Below are 16,770 nucleotides of genomic sequence, written 5' to 3'. Positions count from 1 at the left end.
GGACGCGAACGGCTCTCCTCGTGCCGGCGGCCGCATCCCGCTCACCCGGTCCGCGTCAGAGCCAGCAGCGCTCCGACCGCGCCGCGCGGCGCGGTCGCCAGCGCCCGTACCGCCGCCACCACCGCGCCCGCCCGCGCCGCGCCCAGTACGGGCTCCGCGTTGAGCCGGAACTTGCCCGCAAGCTGCTCCCGCGACAGCGGGGCGCCGGGACCGCCCAGCGAACCGGCGACCCGCGTCTGCCTCAGCCGGCCGCCGCGCGTGCGGACGCGCAGCACCGCGCTGAAGGCGTGCGGGAACTCCGCGTCGCACGTGTCGTCGGCCACCACCTCCACCCGCTCCGCCAGCGCGAGCCGCCGTGGATCGGTGAACGCCGCCGGGGAGAAGTCCGCGTGCCCGAGCCCCGGACCGGCGGCCGCGCCCCCCTCACCCGGGTCCGACAGCAGCGCCGCCGCGACCGTGTACGGGCCCGAGAACTTCGCGTGGTACGGCGTCCGGGGCCGCGTCTTCTCGGCGCGCGGTTCCCCGATGGTCCGCCGGGGCGCGGCGGCCACCCCGAGCTGCGCGCTCAGCACGTCCTCGGCCCGCAGCCCCGCCCGGCGCAGCGCCAGCGCGCAGTCGATCCCGGGGTGGGTGAAGTGGTTGGAGGGGTACGGCTTGAAGACGGTCCGCGCGTACTGCCAGTTGCCGGCCGCGCCCATCGCCTCCAGGCCGGCCAGCAGCGGCTCCGCCGTCCACCGTTCGTCCAGGAACGCCGTCAGGAAACCGAAGCGGCCTTCCAGTACGGTCGGCGGCCCGGTGATCCCGCCCGCGGCGAACTGGGCGGCGCACACCCCGGAGTGGGCCGCCCAGCCGCAGTGCAGGCGCTTGACGCTGCCGCCGGTCCGGTTCGCCTCGATCACCCCGGCGCCCATCGAGCAGGCGATGCCGATGGCGTGCGCCAACTCCGCCTCGGTCAGCCCGTACAGCAGGCCCGCGGCCACCGCGGCGCCCACGGTCCCGCAGATCGAGGTGGCGTGCAGGCCCTTCTCGAAGAACACGGAGTTGCGCAGCTCCGGGTCGTACGAGGCCGTCCCCAGGCGGCAGCACACCTCCCCGCCCGCCGCCAGCGCGGCCAGCAGCGCCGCCCCGGTGGCCCCGGTCGCCTCGGCCGCGGCGAGCGCCGCGGGCAGGACGGCGGCCGTGGGGTGCAGGACGGACGGCAGGTGGGTGTCGTCGAAGTCGAGGGCGTGCGCGAGCGTTCCGTTCACCAGCGCGGCCCGATCGGCCGGCAGCCGCACGCCGCTGCCCACGGCGGTGGCCTCCCCGGCTCCACCGGCCGCGCGGGCCACGGCCAGCGCCGTGGCCTGCGGCGAGGGGCCGGCGGCCTCGCCGGTGTGCGGGCCGAGGGCCCCCAGGCTGTTGCCGAGGCAGTCCAGGACGCGCGCCGCCGCGTCCGCCGCGATCTCCCGCGGTGTCCCCTCGCTCCGGCAGGCCGCCGCGAAGGCCGCCAGCCGCGCCGCGTACCCCTCGGGCTCCGCGGTGCTCATGCCCGGTCCTCCGTCCCGTCGTCCGGGAGCAGGGCGAGGGGGCGGACGGGGGAACCGGTGGCGCCGACCACCGGCAGCGGCGCCAGTACCAGCAGGAAGTCCGCTCGCCGGCGACGCGCGGCGGCGTCGGCGAGCCCGGTGAGCCGCATCGTCTCCACGATGTGGACACCGGCCTCCACGAGCAGGCGCCGGTGCACGGGCAGTTCGGCGTGACCGCGGCCGGGCGCGATGTGCTCGAAGGCGATGGTCTCGCCTCCGGTCACCCGCACTCCGCGCTCCGCGATCCAGGCTCCGGCCGCCGGCCCGGGACCGGGCGCCCCGTGCTCCTGGCCGGTGAAGACCGCCGGGTCCGCCCAGTGCCGGGACCAGCCCGTCCCGATCAGGAGCGCCTCACCCGCCCCGATCTCCACGCCCGCCGCGTCCCGGGCCTTCTCCAGGTCGGCGACGGTGATCTCGTAGCCCGCGGGCAGGACGGGCACCCCGTGCACGGCGGCGACGTCCAGGAGGACCGCCCGGCCCACGTACGGCGGGAACTCCTCGATGCCGTGCCGGGTGAATCCCTCGTGGCTCTGGACCGTGCCCGCCGGGATGCCCCCGTGCAGCAGTCCGGCCTGCGAGACGTGCGCCAGGGCGTCGACGTGCGTGCCGACGTGGCCCCCGGTGACGATGAGTTCGTTGGCCGCGGATCCGCCGTCCGCACGGACGTGGTCGCCGTGCCGGCGTTCGAGCAGCATGCGGAAGGGGGGATGGTTCGGCGATTGCGGCATGCCCCGGCGCATCGGATGGGCGAGGTCGAGCACCGGAGCGCCGGCCAGCCGTACCGGCCCGCCGCGGTACCCGTGGACGCTGTTCATGGAGTCTCCGAAGGAAGGCGAGGGGGGAGAGGGGGTGGGCGGTCAGATCGTGCGGTCCGCGGCGAGGCCGTCCAGTTCGCGGGGTGACAGGCCGAGTCGCTCGGCGAGGACCGTGCGGGTGTCGCGGCCGTGAGCGCGGCCGGTCCAGCGGATGGCGCCGGGTGTGGCGGAGAGCCGGAAGAGGACGTTCTGCATGCGGAGCGGCCCCAGATCCGGGTCCTCCACCGTCGTCAGCGAGTCCAGGGCCCGGTACTGCGGGTCCTCGAAGATGTCCGCGATGCCGTAGACCGGGGAGATCGCCGCCTCGACCTCCTCGAAGGCGGCGATCACCGTGTCCCGGTCGCGGGCCGCGATCCAGGAACCGACCTGGGCGTCGAGCAGGTCCGCGTGCGCCGCCCGGCCGGCACCCCCGGCGAACCAGGGTTCGGCGGTCACCTCCGGATGCCCGACGAGCTTCATGACCCGCTCGGCGACGGACTGGGCGGAGGTGCTGACGGCCACCCATGCGCCGTCCCGGGTGGGGTAGATGTTCCGGGGGGCGTTGTTCACCGACCGGTTTCCCGTGCGGGGCGGCACGGTGCCGAGCTGGTCGTAGGCGGTGGGCTGCGGGCCCAGCAGGGTCAGCAGCGGTTCGATGATCGCCAGGTCGACGACCTGGCCCGGGCCGCCGTGCACGTCGCGGTGGTACAGGGCGGTCTGCACGGCGGAGGCGGCGACCAGCGCGGTCACCCCGTCGGCGAGCCCGAAGGGCGGCAGCGTCGGAGGCCCGTCCGGTTCGCCGGTCAGCGCGGCGAAGCCGCTCATCGACTCGGCGAGGGTGCCGAAGCCGGGTCTGCGGGCGTAGGGGCCGTACTGGCCGAAGCCGGTGACGCGGGCCACGACCAGTCGCCGGTTGACGCGGTGGAGTTCTTCCGGGCCCAGCCCCCAGCGTTCGAGCGTCCCGGGCCGGAAGTTCTCGATGAGGACGTCGGACTGCGCGGCGAGCCGGAGCAGCAGTTCGGCGCCGGCGGGCCGGCTCAGGTCGAGGGTGACGGTCTGCTTGTTGCGGCCGAGCATCTTCCACCACAGCCCCTCGCCGTCCTTCGCCGGGCCGTGCGTGCGGGCCGGATCAGGGCGGACCGGGTGCTCGATCTTGATGACCTCGGCGCCGAAGTCGCCCAACACCGTCGCGGCCAGCGGCCCGGCGAACAGGGTGGCGCAGTCCAGCACGGTGACCCCGCTCAGCGGGGCGGGGCGGGGGAGGGGGGCCATGGGACTCACCTTCACGAGGCGGGGACCGCTGTTTCTCCTTGCGAAACGCTGTTCCGAAAAGCTAGCATGACTCTCCGTCACGCAGAAGAGAAACGTCGTTTCCTCGGAGATGCGGAAGGGGGTGCGGGCGGCGCCGTCCGCGGCCCGCCCGGCCTGTGATGCCTCGATACGACCTGCTCATCAAGAACGGCACGCTCGTCCAGCCCCACCTCGGAGAGATTTCCGCCGACCTCGCGGTGCGCGACGGCAAGGTGGCGGCGCTCGCCGACGGCATCGACGCCGCCGAGGCGGACGAGGTCATCGACGCCGCGGGGCGCGTGGTCCTCCCCGGTGCGGTCGACGCCCACTTCCACCTCGGCATCTACCGCTCCCTGGAGCAGGACGCGGCGGAGGAGACCCGCTCCTCCCTGGTCGGCGGAGCGACGAGCGTGCTCTCCTACTTCCGCACCGGCGAGCACTACCTCGACCGGACCGGGGCCTACGGCGAGATCTTCCCGGAGGTCCTCTCCGCCGTCGAAGGCCGCAGCCACACCGACTACGGCTTCCACCTCGCCCCGATGGACACCGCCCAGGTGCGCGAGATACCCGCCCTCGTCGCCGAGCACGGCGTCAGCTCCTTCAAGTACTACATGTTCTACAAGGGCTTCAACCTCGCGGCCGACTCCCGTGACGCCCGGAGCTTCCGGATGGCCGAGGAGGGCGAGGAGTACGACCTCGGCCACCTCTACCAGCTCATGGAGGCGGTCGCGGCCGCCGGCGCCGCGCGGCCGCGCGGCCGGGTGTCACTCTCGCTCCACTGCGAACAGGCCGAACTGATGCGCCTGTTCATCGACCGGGTGCGCAGCGCCGGCGATCCGCAGACTCTCCGCGCCTACCACGACGGCCGCCCGCCGCTGACCGAGGAGGTCGCCATCGCGGAGGCCGCCGCCCTCGCCCGGGCCACCGGCTGCCCGGTGAACCTGCTGCACCTGTCCAGCGCCGCCGCCCTGGCGGGAGCCCGCGCCGCCCGCGCGGCCTCGCCCGGACTGGACCTGCGCACCGAGGTGACCCTGCACCACCTGTGCCTGGACCACGACAGCCTGGACGCCGCCGGCCGCGGCCTGGGCGCCAAGGTCAACCCGCCCATCCGCACCCGCGCCGACAACGACGCCCTGTGGGACGGAGTGCTCGACGGGACCGTGGACTGGGTGGCCTCCGACCACGCCTGCTGCATGGAGGAGTCCAAGGGCGACGCCCTGTGGCCCGCCCTGCCGGGCTTCGGCGGCACCGCGCTGCTCTACCCCGTCCTGCTGTCCGAGGGCCACCACAAGCGCGGCCTCCCGCTGCGCCGCGTCGCGGAACTCCTCTCCGCCAACCCTGCCGCCGCCTACGGACTCCCGGGCAAGGGGTCGCTGATGGTGGGCTCCGACGCCGACCTGGTCGTCGCCGACCTGGACGAGGTGCGCACCGTCACGGCCGACCTCCTGCTGTCCGGTCAGGACCACTGCCCCTTCGAGGGTCGCGCACTCCGCGGCTGGCCCACCACCACCGTCGTCGGCGGCCACATCGCCTACCGCGACGGCAAGGTCACCCCCACCCCCCGAGGTCGCTACCTGTCCCGCTGACGAGGCGCGCCCCGACGTCCCTCCCGCCCCTCGACGGCGGCCGGGGCGGCCATGCGTGCGCACGCCCCGCGTCCGTGCCGCCCCCCGGTCCCGGAAGTGAACGAGTGGGTACGGCATCCGCGTTGACACGGCGGGCGGACGGCCACGAGTATGACCGGGTGGTCATCCGGCCGCCCGGTCCTGGCGACCCGGCGCCGACCTCGGTGCCCGGTTCGCCGCCCTCCGCGCAGCATGTGTCTGACCAGCGCGGACGTTCCGTCACCAGGTCCCCGCGCCTGCCCCTCCCGGATGCCCGGACCGGTTGCGGGGACGCGAAAGAATCAGCGCCACACCGCTTGACGCGGTGCACCCGCTCGGGCCCAATGAGATGCGAAGGAAACAGAGTTACGACAGTGGAAACAAGCCTCGGTCCTGTCCGGGACCGACCGGCGACGCCGCGACCTCACGCGGCCATCCCCTGGGAGCCCCCATGAGTGCCCTCTCGCACAGACGCATGTCCCTCCCGCGCCTCCTCTCCGCCACCGCCCTCGCCGTGGCCGCCACCGCCACCGCCGTCACTCCCGCCACCGGAGTGGAGCAGGACGCCTCCGACGGCGTGGTCAAGGTCTCCAACACGGTCGACGTCCGCTGCGCGTTCCTGATCTACAAGCGCTCCGGCGACTGGTACTTCCCGGCCGCCTCCGCCCCCAAGGGCACGGTCTGGCTCCAGCACGGCTTCAGCCGCGCCAACGAGCACCTCGAAGACCTGGCACGTCGCTACGCCGCCGCCGGCTTCGTCGTCTTCGCCCCCACCCTGCCGTCCGCCGACACCTTCGGCTGCACAGTCTCCAACCTCGGCAACAACACGGCCTTCCTGAACAACGTCGCCGACCTCTTCGGCAAGGCCGACGATCCCCGCGACAAGCTCGGCCGCAGCTTCGCCGACGCCGCCGCCAAGGCCGGCCGCCCCGGCCTCCCGCTGCCCCCGAAGTTCGTCTTCTCCGGCCACTCCGCCGGCGGAGAGGCGGTCAGCTACGTCGCCAACCGGCTGCGCACCAGCTACCCGGACGCCTTCCAGCGCCTCGCCGGGATCGTCCTCCTCGATCCCGTCAACTCCTTCGTCGGACTCAACATGGCCAACGCCCTCAACGGGCTGAACCTGACGAACCTCCCCATCCACGCCATCTCCTCACCCCCCTACCTCGCCAACGGGCAGGCCTCCGGAACCCACGAGCTCACCACCGACGTCCACCGGGACTTCCTCGGCGTCCGGCTGAGCACCGGCTCGCACTGCGACGCGGAAGGCGCGAGCACCGACACCCTGTGCGCCCTGCCCAACGGCGCGCCCCAGGCCTCAAACATCGCCGTCCTCCAGGAGTTCGCCACCATCTGGGCCGGCGACGACGCGAGCGGCACGATCACCGCCACCCACCGCCCCGGCGGCAGCCGCTACGACTCCCTGCGCACGGCCGGCACCATCCAGACCCTCAGCGGATCCTGACCACCCACCGGCTCCGGTGTCCGCCCCTCCGGACGGGGGCGGACGCCGACCGGGCTCACCCCTCCCCAGGTGGACGTGGCCCCCACGCGACCGAACGACGGCCCCGAGGCTCAGCAGTCCGAGGTCCCTGCCGCACCCCCGGACTCGGTGGCGCGCCAACTCCGAGCGCTCAACAGCGAGTTGAACCACCTGGTGCACCGGTTCGCCCGCGAGGCCGGCCTGCACACCACCGACCTGCGAGCCCTGGTCGCCGTCCTCGAAGCACCCACACCGCTGACCCCGGGACGGCTCGGCATGCACCTGGGCAGCGGCTCCGGTGCCGTCACCGCCTGCCTGGACCGGCTGGAGAAGGCCGGACATCTGCGGCGCGTGCGTGCCGCGACCGACCGGCGGGTGGTCCACCTCTTCTGCGAGCCCCCTGGTCGTGAGCTGGCCGCCGGGTACCTCCTGTTCCTGGACCGGGCCGCCCGGAAGGCGGTCGAGCGTACCGGCGGGCAGGACACGGCGACCGCGCTCCGGTTCCTGGAGCTGCTGCGCCGGGAGATGTCCTCGACCGGAGCGGATCCGCCCGACCGGCCCGCGTGAACGGGTACCCGATCAGGGGCGCCGCCTCCCGCGGTCCGACGGTCAGGACGGGGACCGCCGCGGAACGCCGTCCAGGAGTTCGTCGACCTTCCGGTGGGCGGAGTCCCGGGCCGGCGGGCGATCCAGGAGCAGCCCGTCGAGCAGGAGGGGTGCCACGATCGAGGAGACGGCGTCCTCGCGCTCGCCCTTCGGCAGGCCGGTGGGGGACAGGGCCTGCCGGAAGGGCTCCAGGAGGTCGTCCACGTAGCGACGCCGCAGCTCCGCGAGATCCGCGTCCCACGCGGCCGCTGCCACGATCGCCCGGAGGAACGCGCCCACCGGCTTGTCGCGCAACCGGTCGCACAACGCGTCCACTTCCTCGTGCAGGTCCTTCCGGGCGTCCCCGGTGAGGGAGCGGCTCCTGAGCGGAGCGACCTCGATCAAGGCGGCCAGTACGGCCTCCGGCGTGGGCCAGTGGCGGTAGATCGTGGACCGGGAGACCCCCGTCGCGGAATGCAGGCGCTGTGCGGTGAGCGCCGACGCGCCTTCGGCGAGCAGCAGGTGCAGTGCCGCGGTCAGGACGGCGGCCCGGGTCTCGTCGGTGGGCCCCGCAGGGCGGCCGGGTTGCGTCACGAAATTAACACTACATCTTGTATCGCTTTTCGCTTAACGATACGTTCTGTACTGGAAACCCGACTCGGAGGGAGCCACCATGCGGCCGCACGTGGAGCTTGTGGACGAGCGCGATCTGATCTGGCACACCGCGGAGTTCGCACACGCGCAGGGCGTCGCCCTGCAGCGCAACCTGAGTTACGACGAGGAGGACGGCTCGGCCTCCCTCAAGGTCCACTTCACGACGGACTGGTCACGACCGGCAGGCGTGCACGAGGCGGACACGGAGTGGTACGTGCTCTCCGGCCAGGTGACGGTCGGGGACACGGTCCTGGAGGCGGAGGGCTTCTGGATGGCCCCGGCCGGAGCCCTCACCCCCTCGGTCGAGGCCGAGAAGGGCACGGAGATCCTGCTGTTCCGGGAGCACGGCGGCTGGGGCTTCACCCCGGCGGACACCGACCGCCGGCGCCTGCGCCCGGACCAGAAGCTGACCGTCCTGCAGACCTCCCGGATGCCCTGGATCGACGTCCGCGACGGCAGCCCCATGCGCTTCGACCTCGGCGGCACACCCGTTCCTGGCCTCTACATCAAGATGCTCCACCGCGACGAGAAGACCGGGTTCTACAGCAGGCTGATCAAGGCCAAGCCGGGCTGGCGCGAGGAGCCACTCGCCCACCACCCCTGCACGGAAGAGGCCTACTGCCTCGCGGGGGCCTTCACCTACAACTACGGAAAGATGTGGCCCGGCACGTACTTCTGGCGGCCGCCCCTCATCCGGCACGGGGACTTCACCGCCGACGCGGACGAGGGCTGCACGTGGATCGTGCGGTCCGACAGCGATCTCGTGGACTGGTACACCTCCGATGCGCGCGTCGTCATGGAGGGCCGAGCGACCAACTGGGGCCCCGAACACCCCCACAGCGTCCCCCCGCGATTCGTGGAACCGGTCCGCTCCCGCAGCATCGGCGCGTGGGAGGACCCGTCCTACCAGTGACGTCGGGACGGATCCGACAGCCACCTGGACGGAGGCCGCTCACCCTGGCGGCGCTGCCACTTGCAGAAGCAGTTGCGACTGATCCCGTAGTACCGGCATGTCTGGGAGACATTCCCGGTGACTTCCTCGGCGTGGCGCAGGACCGCCAGGCGGTGCTGGGCTTGACGGTCCTGCTGCTGTTGCAGCGATAGGGGCATGAGCTTCTCCGTAGTGTCGGGAACCGTTCCTAGTCGGTGAGCAGGAGTGAGTCTTAGACCCATTCCTGGTCACTGCGGACATCCCGAACGGTTTTGGATGTCCTGGTCACCCGCGTTCGCTCCGCGTCCGGTGGCACGGATCGTGTCCGTGGTCCGGGGACGTGGGGGCGGGTTTCTTCCCGCCCTCGGGTGTCCGGTCCGGCCTGGACGGTCCGATGCCCACGACGATCGCTCTGGTCGTCGCGGGGCGGTGCCGTCCGTCGCCGGATCGGGTGCCCGAGGGCGCGTCGCCCGATCGCGATGCTCGCGGCATCGTGACGGGACATCTTGCGGCGGGGGCTGGCCAGTGGCTTTTGCCAGTGCTGGTCTCCCCACATCGAGGTGTAGGCCGGGTCCACAGCAACGATGGACAGGTCCATCTCGGCGGCCATGGACACGATCCGGGCCTTGAGCTTGCCGGTGGGGATCCCGGAGATGAGCTGACGGAAACGCTTCCTGCGGCCGTGCTTCTCCCGGGTCTTCTCTGCGGTGAAGTCGAGGTCCTCAATCGCGATGGTCTGCGCACCGGTCTGCTTCGTCCAGTGCAGCAGCCGGGTGAGGGCGTGGCGGAGTTGGGCGTCGCGGTGGTCGGCCGACCCGTTCAGGTCGTAGTGGAAGCGGCGCGGGTTGCCGACGGAGTTGCCGTGCGGGTCGAGGCAGTAGGCGGCGAAGTGGTCGGCGTTCGTGTCGACGCCGACCATCCCGCGGGCGCGGGCCGTCTCCAGCGGGATCGTCTGGACCACGGGCCGCTGCCAGGCCGCGGTCAGGTACCAGCGGCCTCGGGCCACGTCCAGGTGGATGCGGTAGGCGACAGCTCGGTTGGCCTCGATCCGGTCAGCCCACTCGGCGCCGCGGTGCTTGAACGCGACCAAGGAGGTCAGGACGTCCCGGCCGTGCCGGGAGTTGGCCAGGCGGGCGAGCGGTGCGGGCAGCTTGATCGACACCTCGCCGCCGGGGGTGATCCGGATGGTCTCGTTGCCGTACCGCTTCCCGGACTCGCCGTCGGCGGCAAGGAACCACCGTTCAGCCTCCCACCGCTGACGCCACTGCTGCTCGGCGAGCTGCGCGGCGGCGAGGTTGTGCCTGGTGTTCAGCAGGCGCCGGCCACCCCGGACCACCCGGACGGTCCCGGCGTCACGCTCGGCACGCGCCCGGTCGAGACGGTGCTCCAGGACCGCCAGGCGGCGGGTCTTCTGAAACCACTCGCTCTTGGACCGGTAGCCGCCCGCGGCCCGCTTGCCGCCCTTCTCCCCGAGAGGGAGGGACAGGCGGTGCATCAGCGTGCGGGTGCCAGCTTCGAGGCTCTGGACGTGCGCGAGCTGCGCACGCCGCGACAGCGCCCACTGATCGTGGGTAGCCTTCGTGATCGCCCCCGCCCACCGCGACGACGACACCGCGGTTAGCTCCCGCTTACGAGCCGCCCACGTCTGCGTGGAGTGATCGTGACCCTGACCGCAGCGCACGGCCAGGTCACGGGAAGCCAGCGCCCCTAGGTGCTCGCCGACCAGCCGCAGCACCTTCTCGTCCTCGGCGGTGAGGTTCTTCAGGCGGTCACGTATCGCAACCCCGGACGGGCTGAGGGCGACGAACGGGACGTCGATGGTGCGCAGCTGCTTCTTCTCAGTCATCGGCGGCAGCCGCCTCAAGGGCCTTCTTCGCGCGGTTCCTCGCCGAGCGGCGCCCGTACAGACGGGCGCAGAACGAGGTGAGGACCTCGACCATGTCGCGCACCAGGTCGTCCTCGACCTCGCCGCCATCGAGCACGACCAGACGCCGGCCCGTTGCGGACAGGGCGGCCTCGACGAGCTCGACGTTCATCCGGCCCAGGCGGTCCTTGTGCTCGACCACCACCGTCGTCACCTTCGGATCCGCGAGCAGGCGACGCGCCTTCGTGCGGGCACCGTTCACACCCGAGCCGATCTCCGACTCGATGCGCACCACCGGCTGACCGGTCTTCGCCGCCCACCCGGACAGCCGCGCGACCTGGCGCTCCAGGTCCGCCTTCTGGTCATGCGAAGAGACCCGGGCATACAGACCCACGCCCTCGCCCTGTGCAGTCGAGGAGTTCGCTTCGACGTTCACCAGGATCGTGCGCGGCCCCACGCGCGTAGCGGGAACCGGCAAGGTGCCCTCACGGAACCAGCGATAGGCGGTATGCGGATGCACACCGTTCACCTTCGCCCACTCCTTGAGGTTCATGCGCCGACCCCACCGCCAACCAACAGGCTCTAAAACTCACTAGAGTGCACTCAGACCTGAGCAGTTCACCACCCCATGTCCCCGGACTTCCGGCCGGTGTCGTAGCCGGTCCACCTCGTGTGAACTGAGCCCCTCAGCTCATCCCGAGCGCAACCAAACGACGTCTGGCGAAGCAGGGCGTCAGTAGGTGGGTCGGAGGGGCTCCAGCGGCATGGTCCGGACGGTGCCGGAGATTCGTCCGGTACCGTCCGGACGGTTCAGGAACGCCTGCGGCGCGCCAGCAGAAGCAGCATCGTGCCGACGGTCAAGACCACGGCGGCCATGCCCACAAGCAGTACGGGATCGGAGCCGCCGGTCTGCGCCAGCGGTTCGCTTCCGCCGTCCGCTTTCAGACCGGAGCCGGCGTCATCGGCCGCACCCGCGTCCGCGCTCATGCCGTCCGCCCCTCCCACGCCGGCCGGAGGGCTTGCGTTCGTTGCATCGGAGGGCTCGCCGGCACCCGCGCTTGCCTGCCCGGGCGTGCCCGCGTCGTCCCCACCCGGGGCGGTGCCCGACTCGATACCCGCCCCGAAGCTGTACGCGCCCCGGTCCGGCGCGCCACGGCCCTTCGGACTCGCGCCGCTGAAGTAGCTTGTCATCGCGCCGAGCGGCGTGCCTGATGCGATGGCGGGCGAGCCCTTCGCGAGCCTGAAGTCCGCGTCCGCGCTCTTGCCAGGAGCGGTGAACTCCGGGTCGGTGACGATATCGTGGGCGCCCTTGACCTCGGGCGCCTTGCCGCCGTAGTAGATGTTGTAGTCGTACGTGACGTCCGTGTTGCGGGACTTGCTGTTCGTGGCCTGGCCCGGGCGCCCGTAGGCGATGTTGTTCAGCAGTCGCACGTCGGCGCTGTCGTTCGCGAAGATGTTGGCGTAGCGCGTCTTCATGCGGGTGCTGCGGCCGTTCAGGTAAGCCGTGTTGTGCACGATGTCAACGTGCTGGCTCTTGTACGCGTGGATGCCCGAACCGCCGTTGTCGTAACTGACGTTGCCGGAGACCAACACGCGCCCGTTGTATGCGGGCCGCCCCTTCTTGCGGTCGCCCTTGGTGGTGTCGACGATGATGCCGTTGCCGTCGGAGTAGCAGCGGCACCCCTCCCACTTGACCTGGGTCTCGTTGTCGTGGACGCGGTTGCCGGTGATGCGGATCTTGTACGTCCGCGGGTCGCCGCCGCCGACGTCGCGCGGGGTGAGGATGGAGATGCCACTGGTGCCGTAAACGGTGAACCACGCGTTGGAGTGAACGTGGTTGCCGGCGATCGTCACGTGGTCGGCCTCGATTGCGGAGATGCCGCCGCCCGCACAGCCGTGGACGTGGTTGCCGAGGACCTCGACGTGGTGGGGGAAAGCCCCGCTCTCCCGGTTCTTCTCCACCGATATGCAGTTTGTGTTGAACGTGGGATCTGTCTTGCTCGATGAACGCTCGGCGTCCGCCAGGGACAGGGCGGCGTTGTTGCCCTTGACCTCCAGGTCCTTGATGACGACATGCGACGCGCCGTGCACACTGATGCCGTTCCAGGCCGTCTTCGGGTGGATCACCGGCCGGTGGCCGGTGTAGGCGGTGAAGGTGATGGGCGCTCCCGGACGTCCCGAGCGCTTGACGGTCAGCACGTTGGAGCCCTTGCGGGGCTCGGAGTACGTGCCGTTCATGACGGCGACGACGTCACCGGGTTCGGCGAGGTCGGCGGCCTTCTGGATCGTGCGGAACGGTGATCCGGCCGAGGTTCCGCGGTTGGAGTCGTTGCCGGCGGCGCTCACGAAGTACGTGGGAGCCGCGGCCTTCGAGGACAGGGACGTGCGGAGGACCGGCGCCTGGACGGGGGATGGCGTGCGGATCGTTGCGGGGCTCTTCGCGGGGACGGCAGGCTCGAGGCTGGTGGGGGCCGCGCTCTGCGGTGCGGCGACCTGGGACGTCGAACCCTGCGCGTCGTCGGAGCCCCAGGACGGGACTACGACGATGGCCGCCACCCCGACAGCGGCCATCGCGGCCGTCACCTTGGCGGGGACTCCGCCGAGCAGTCCGTGGTCGCCCCGCGGGCGGCCGGTTGTGTGGCGGCCGTGCCCGTGGGGTGCGTGCGGGTGATCGGCGGCCAGGTACGGATGCCCGTCAGCGTTCCCAGAACCGGCCCCGCCGGGGCCATCAGCTCCTGGGCCGTCAGCCGGACGCCCCGCCTGCTCGGTCCACCCCGTCGCCCCGGCCGCTCCCAGCTCCCCCGCGCGGCCCGGCACCAGCAGCGGCAGGCCCGCGAGCAGCTGCTCCGGCGGCACCAGGCGGCCTGCGGCCGCGCCGCACGTCTCGCAGTCGCGGACATGCCGGGCGATCCGCTTTCGCCGCAGGGGACTGGGCTCGGGGTCGCCCGGACCCGTCACCTCGGTCAGCTCAGCGCAGCGCGGCGTGCGCGACAGCGCCCGCACGACAGTCCGCGCGACGTCCAGCTGGGTCTTCATCCGCTGCACCTGAACAGCCAGATGGGCCGCCGAAAGATTCACTGCCCCCGCGATGTCTTTCCGGGACAGCCGGCCGCACGCCTCCAGCCACCACAGCGACAGCAGGTCGCGGTACGACGGGTCGAGCCAGGCGGTGGCCGCAGCGACCTGCCGCTGCTCGGCGGAGAGCGACTGCCTCAGTAGGAAGAGCGTCGCGAAGTCGGGCTCCGGCGCATGCCGTTCGTCGGCGTGCTCGAGCGTCGTCAGCCGACCCGACCGTGCACGGCGCCGCGCGTCGGTGAGCTGGCGCACCGCGATGGCCACCAGCCACGAGCGGAACTTCGCCGCGTCCCGCAGGTCCGGCAGCGCCCGGATCACGGCGACCATGGTGTCCTGCACGATGTCGTCCACGTCGAGATCGGCGTCCGCCGCACGGCCGACCAGGTTGTAGACCAGCGGCAGCGAGCCGGCGGTGAGTCGCTCGACGGCCCCGCCGTCCCCGTCACGGGCGGCCTCGACCGTAAGGCGGTCCGGAAACGTGTCGGCCCTGTCGGACCCGTCATGTCGCATGCGATACATCCTCAGGCATGGGCGGTTCGTGCCGCCCCGGTGGGTGGTTGCACCTTAAGGAGACGAGAGGGCGCCTCGCGCATAACACTTTCCGAGTCGACGAGCGCCGAACTCCCGCTCGCCTTCTCCGTCATCGGGGCGACGCTGTCAGCGCCTGGAGACAGCGCCGGCGACCTGCTGCCAAACCACGGGCGGTACCGCTCCGGGTCCTTGGGCGTGAAACTGTCCTGGCTGCACCCAATCGTGCCCAACTTGTAGCAGTGCTCATCCCTCGGAGATCACGCGCGCGGATGCCGAGGTGGAGTAGATGCTGCCGCTGCCTTCTCTTCACTGACCGTAGCCGATGTGATCGAGTCAGCCGTTTCTTCGCCGCGGTGGTCCTGTTCGGCGCGTTCTTCGCGGCGAAACGGGTCCAGCGCGTCATCTGATCGCTGACGCCTCCTGCCGCAACACCGACGTCAGCATCGCCGTACGGCGCGGCTCTGGCGTGCGCTCCAGGATCGGCGCCTTCCACCTCAGCCCGACCTCCGTCAGCGTCGCCAGCCATTGACCTCCGAGGCTCGACATCAAGACCCCGCTATTCAGTCGTCTGCTTGACGGTGGAACTCCTCTGCTTCAATATGTGAGTGAGCGCTCACACGCTTGGAGGAATGATGAGTGTGATCAAGATGGCCGGTCTCACCCGGCGTTTCGGTGAAGTCACCGCACTGGAAAGCCTGACACTGGAGCTCCCGCGAGCGGGGGTGATCGGCCTGGTGGGCCCGAACGGGTCGGGCAAGTCGACCCTCATTCGTATGCTGCTCGGCCTGATCGCGCCGACGTCAGGAACGGCCGAGGTGCTGGACGAGCCGATCAGCAAGCCAGGTCGATACCTGGACCGGGTCGGTGCTCTGGTGGAGAGCCCGGCGTTCGTGCCCGGCCTTTCGGCAAGGGTGAACCTCATGGCCCTGGCCAGGCTGCGGGGCCTGCCGGCGTCCCGGGTGGACGAGGTGCTTCAGACCGTCGGCCTGACCGGGCGGGACACCGAGCCCGTCAAGCGCTTCTCGCTGGGCATGAAGCAGCGCCTGGGCATCGCCGCGGCCCTGTTGCCCGATCCGGAACTCCTGATCTTGGACGAACCGACCAACGGTCTCGACCCCTCGGGCATTGTCGAGATCCGGGGTCTGCTGGCGGACCTGGCACGGGCAGGGCGGACCGTCATCGTCTCCTCGCACCTCCTGGCCGAGATCGAGGCGGTCTGCGATTTCCTGGTCGTCATCCGTTTCGGCCACCTGGTCTACTCCGGCCCCGTCACCGATCTCCTCGCCCGAACGAGCGGGCGGATCGAGATCGCGGCAGAACACGCGAGGGACACCTCGTCGCTGCTCGCGCTGCTGTCGGCCGACGGCTGGCAGGTCGAACCCACGTCCGACGGCCGGCTCGGAGTCGCCGCGGACGAGCATCAGGGCGCCGAGCTCAACCGCAGCGCAGCCCGCGGCGGCATCACCCTCAAGTCGATGACCCCGGTGCGCGGCAGCCTGGAGGAGATCTTCCTGGAGATGACCGGGAGCAGCGACAAGGACCTCACGGCAGCCCGGGCCGCGGCTGCGGAACGGAAGGCGTCATGATCAACGCAGTGCGCAGCGAGCTTCTGCGGACCCGGCGCAAGGGCGTCGTCCTCGGCTGGTTCGGCCTGACGATCCTGTTCACCGCCATGATCAACATGGTGATGGCGCAGGTCGTCGGTTCCTCCGGGGCGCAGCCGGAAGGCGGCCCGGGGGTGTCCTTCCCGACCCTCGACCAGTGGCAGGCAGCCGACGGCATCACGGCCGGCCTGTCCTCGGCCGCCAGTATGTACGGGGTCGTCGCCCTGTCGTTCTGGGCGATCGCGACGGCCGGCGACTACAGCAGCGGCCTGATCCGGCTGACCGCCTCCGCCCAGCCCGACCGCGTCCGGCTGCTGCTCGGCAAGGTCGGTGCACTGTCCCTGTGGACGGCCGCCGTCACGACGGTGGCGCTGATTGCCAACCTGCTCATCGCCCCCATGGCGGCGCGGAGCGCGGACCTCGACGTCGCCGCCTGGGGGCAGGACGTTCTGCCGACCCTGGCCGGCGCGTGGTTCAACCTGTTCGCCACCCTGCTCGTCTGGGGTGTCATCGGACTGGTGCTGGCCCTGGTCACCCGCTCCGCGGCCATCTCCATCTCGGTCGGCGTCGGCTACGTCCTGGTCGTCGAAGCGGTCATCACCGCCGCCCTCGACACCATCGCCGACTACACTCCCGGAGCCACCCTCAGCGCACTCGCCCAGGGCGGCACCAGCAGCATCCCCTACGGCACCGCCCTGACACTCGGAGCCCTCTACACCCTTCTAGGCTTGGGCGTCGCGCTCACCGTTTTCAAACGCCGCGACATCACCGACTGACCCCAGCCCGCCACACA

General features: G+C 71.5%; 14 protein-coding genes. 6 read left to right on the top strand and 8 right to left on the bottom strand.

The features are described 5' to 3' along the window. Positions 1 to 41 precede the first annotated feature (41 nt). From ACE1OA_RS00445 to ACE1OA_RS00435, 3 genes are read right to left on the bottom strand one after another with little or no spacing between them, the layout of a single operon-like run. Positions 42 to 1,526: an MmgE/PrpD family protein gene (locus tag ACE1OA_RS00445; protein WP_432751975.1), complete on the bottom strand. Its 1,485-nt coding sequence runs from the start codon at positions 1,524 to 1,526 to the stop codon at positions 42 to 44. Further along, positions 1,523 to 2,380 (bottom strand): cyclase family protein, encoded by an 858-nt coding sequence (locus tag ACE1OA_RS00440; RefSeq protein WP_432751974.1) that lies wholly within the window; start codon positions 2,378 to 2,380, stop codon positions 1,523 to 1,525. The genes ACE1OA_RS00445 and ACE1OA_RS00440 overlap by 4 nt, the downstream gene beginning before the upstream one ends. Positions 2,381 to 2,422: 42 nt before the next feature. Continuing rightward, the gene (locus ACE1OA_RS00435; protein ID WP_356604074.1) at positions 2,423 to 3,631 is read right to left on the bottom strand and encodes a CaiB/BaiF CoA transferase family protein; all 1,209 of its coding nucleotides are present in this window, start codon (positions 3,629 to 3,631) and stop codon (positions 2,423 to 2,425) included. Between the two features lie 158 nt (positions 3,632 to 3,789). Between ACE1OA_RS00435 and ACE1OA_RS00430 the strand changes: the two genes are divergently transcribed. From ACE1OA_RS00430 to ACE1OA_RS00420, 3 genes are all read left to right on the top strand, one after another. Continuing rightward, positions 3,790 to 5,235: a dihydroorotase gene (locus tag ACE1OA_RS00430; RefSeq protein ID WP_432751973.1), complete on the top strand. Its 1,446-nt coding sequence runs from the start codon at positions 3,790 to 3,792 to the stop codon at positions 5,233 to 5,235. Between the two features lie 469 nt (positions 5,236 to 5,704). Then, on the top strand, positions 5,705 to 6,715 hold the full coding sequence (locus ACE1OA_RS00425) for an alpha/beta hydrolase (RefSeq protein ID WP_384867092.1): 1,011 nt from the start codon (positions 5,705 to 5,707) through the stop codon (positions 6,713 to 6,715). A 75-nt stretch (positions 6,716 to 6,790) separates the two neighbouring features. Continuing rightward, positions 6,791 to 7,300 (top strand): MarR family winged helix-turn-helix transcriptional regulator, encoded by a 510-nt coding sequence (locus ACE1OA_RS00420; RefSeq protein WP_432751972.1) that lies wholly within the window; start codon positions 6,791 to 6,793, stop codon positions 7,298 to 7,300. Between the two features lie 42 nt (positions 7,301 to 7,342). Here the strand turns inward: ACE1OA_RS00420 and ACE1OA_RS00415 are convergent, their stop codons facing one another. Further along, positions 7,343 to 7,912, bottom strand: coding sequence for a TetR/AcrR family transcriptional regulator (locus ACE1OA_RS00415; protein ID WP_356778229.1), 570 nt, complete (start codon positions 7,910 to 7,912; stop codon positions 7,343 to 7,345). A 79-nt stretch (positions 7,913 to 7,991) separates the two neighbouring features. Between ACE1OA_RS00415 and ACE1OA_RS00410 the strand changes: the two genes are divergently transcribed. After that, positions 7,992 to 8,885, top strand: coding sequence for a DUF4437 domain-containing protein (locus ACE1OA_RS00410; RefSeq protein ID WP_432751971.1), 894 nt, complete (start codon positions 7,992 to 7,994; stop codon positions 8,883 to 8,885). Here ACE1OA_RS00410 and ACE1OA_RS00405 read toward each other — a convergent pair. From ACE1OA_RS00405 to ACE1OA_RS00390, 4 genes are all read right to left on the bottom strand, one after another. Next, positions 8,876 to 9,082 (bottom strand): helix-turn-helix domain-containing protein, encoded by a 207-nt coding sequence (locus ACE1OA_RS00405; protein WP_432751970.1) that lies wholly within the window; start codon positions 9,080 to 9,082, stop codon positions 8,876 to 8,878. The two genes, ACE1OA_RS00410 and ACE1OA_RS00405, sit on opposite strands and share 10 nt — an antisense overlap. Before the next feature lie 53 nt (positions 9,083 to 9,135). Further along, positions 9,136 to 10,749, bottom strand: coding sequence for an IS200/IS605 family accessory protein TnpB-related protein (locus ACE1OA_RS00400; protein ID WP_432751969.1), 1,614 nt, complete (start codon positions 10,747 to 10,749; stop codon positions 9,136 to 9,138). Next, entirely contained in the window at positions 10,742 to 11,320 is a 579-nt protein-coding gene (locus ACE1OA_RS00395) for an IS607 family transposase (RefSeq protein WP_386542980.1), read from the bottom strand. The genes ACE1OA_RS00400 and ACE1OA_RS00395 overlap by 8 nt, the downstream gene beginning before the upstream one ends. A gap of 257 nt (positions 11,321 to 11,577) precedes the next feature. Beyond that, positions 11,578 to 14,352 (bottom strand): sigma-70 family RNA polymerase sigma factor, encoded by a 2,775-nt coding sequence (locus tag ACE1OA_RS00390; protein WP_386543911.1) that lies wholly within the window; start codon positions 14,350 to 14,352, stop codon positions 11,578 to 11,580. Positions 14,353 to 15,002: 650 nt separating this feature from the next. On the opposite strand from ACE1OA_RS00390, the gene ACE1OA_RS00385 reads away from it, so the two are divergent. Together ACE1OA_RS00385 and ACE1OA_RS00380 are read left to right on the top strand one after the other, a co-directional pair. After that, positions 15,003 to 15,959 (top strand): ABC transporter ATP-binding protein, encoded by a 957-nt coding sequence (locus ACE1OA_RS00385; protein ID WP_432751968.1) that lies wholly within the window; start codon positions 15,003 to 15,005, stop codon positions 15,957 to 15,959. After that, the gene (locus tag ACE1OA_RS00380) at positions 15,956 to 16,753 is read left to right on the top strand and encodes a hypothetical protein (protein ID WP_386543916.1); all 798 of its coding nucleotides are present in this window, start codon (positions 15,956 to 15,958) and stop codon (positions 16,751 to 16,753) included. The genes ACE1OA_RS00385 and ACE1OA_RS00380 overlap by 4 nt, the downstream gene beginning before the upstream one ends. Positions 16,754 to 16,770: the final 17 nt, after the last annotated feature.

Source organism: Streptomyces sp. JL2001 (assembly GCF_050917515.1).
Taxonomy (GTDB): domain Bacteria; phylum Actinomycetota; class Actinomycetes; order Streptomycetales; family Streptomycetaceae; genus Streptomyces.
This window is presented reverse-complemented; position numbering and strand designations above follow the sequence as displayed.

Excerpts from the sequence above, each read along its gene's own strand:
- ACE1OA_RS00405 (WP_432751970.1), bottom strand. The coding sequence starts at position 9,082 with ATGCCCCTATCGCTGCAACAGCAGCAGGACCGTCAAGCCCAGCACCGC.
- ACE1OA_RS00445 (WP_432751975.1), bottom strand. The coding sequence starts at position 1,526 with ATGAGCACCGCGGAGCCCGAGGGGTACGCGGCGCGGCTGGCGGCCTTC.
- ACE1OA_RS00410 (WP_432751971.1), top strand. The coding sequence starts at position 7,992 with ATGCGGCCGCACGTGGAGCTTGTGGACGAGCGCGATCTGATCTGGCAC.
- ACE1OA_RS00385 (WP_432751968.1), top strand. The coding sequence starts at position 15,003 with ATGATGAGTGTGATCAAGATGGCCGGTCTCACCCGGCGTTTCGGTGAA.
- ACE1OA_RS00400 (WP_432751969.1), bottom strand. The coding sequence starts at position 10,749 with ATGACTGAGAAGAAGCAGCTGCGCACCATCGACGTCCCGTTCGTCGCC.
- ACE1OA_RS00430 (WP_432751973.1), top strand. The coding sequence starts at position 3,790 with ATGCCTCGATACGACCTGCTCATCAAGAACGGCACGCTCGTCCAGCCC.
- ACE1OA_RS00395 (WP_386542980.1), bottom strand. The coding sequence starts at position 11,320 with ATGAACCTCAAGGAGTGGGCGAAGGTGAACGGTGTGCATCCGCATACC.
- ACE1OA_RS00425 (WP_384867092.1), top strand. The coding sequence starts at position 5,705 with ATGAGTGCCCTCTCGCACAGACGCATGTCCCTCCCGCGCCTCCTCTCC.
- ACE1OA_RS00435 (WP_356604074.1), bottom strand. The coding sequence starts at position 3,631 with ATGGCCCCCCTCCCCCGCCCCGCCCCGCTGAGCGGGGTCACCGTGCTG.
- ACE1OA_RS00380 (WP_386543916.1), top strand. The coding sequence starts at position 15,956 with ATGATCAACGCAGTGCGCAGCGAGCTTCTGCGGACCCGGCGCAAGGGC.
- ACE1OA_RS00390 (WP_386543911.1), bottom strand. The coding sequence starts at position 14,352 with ATGCGACATGACGGGTCCGACAGGGCCGACACGTTTCCGGACCGCCTT.
- ACE1OA_RS00440 (WP_432751974.1), bottom strand. The coding sequence starts at position 2,380 with ATGAACAGCGTCCACGGGTACCGCGGCGGGCCGGTACGGCTGGCCGGC.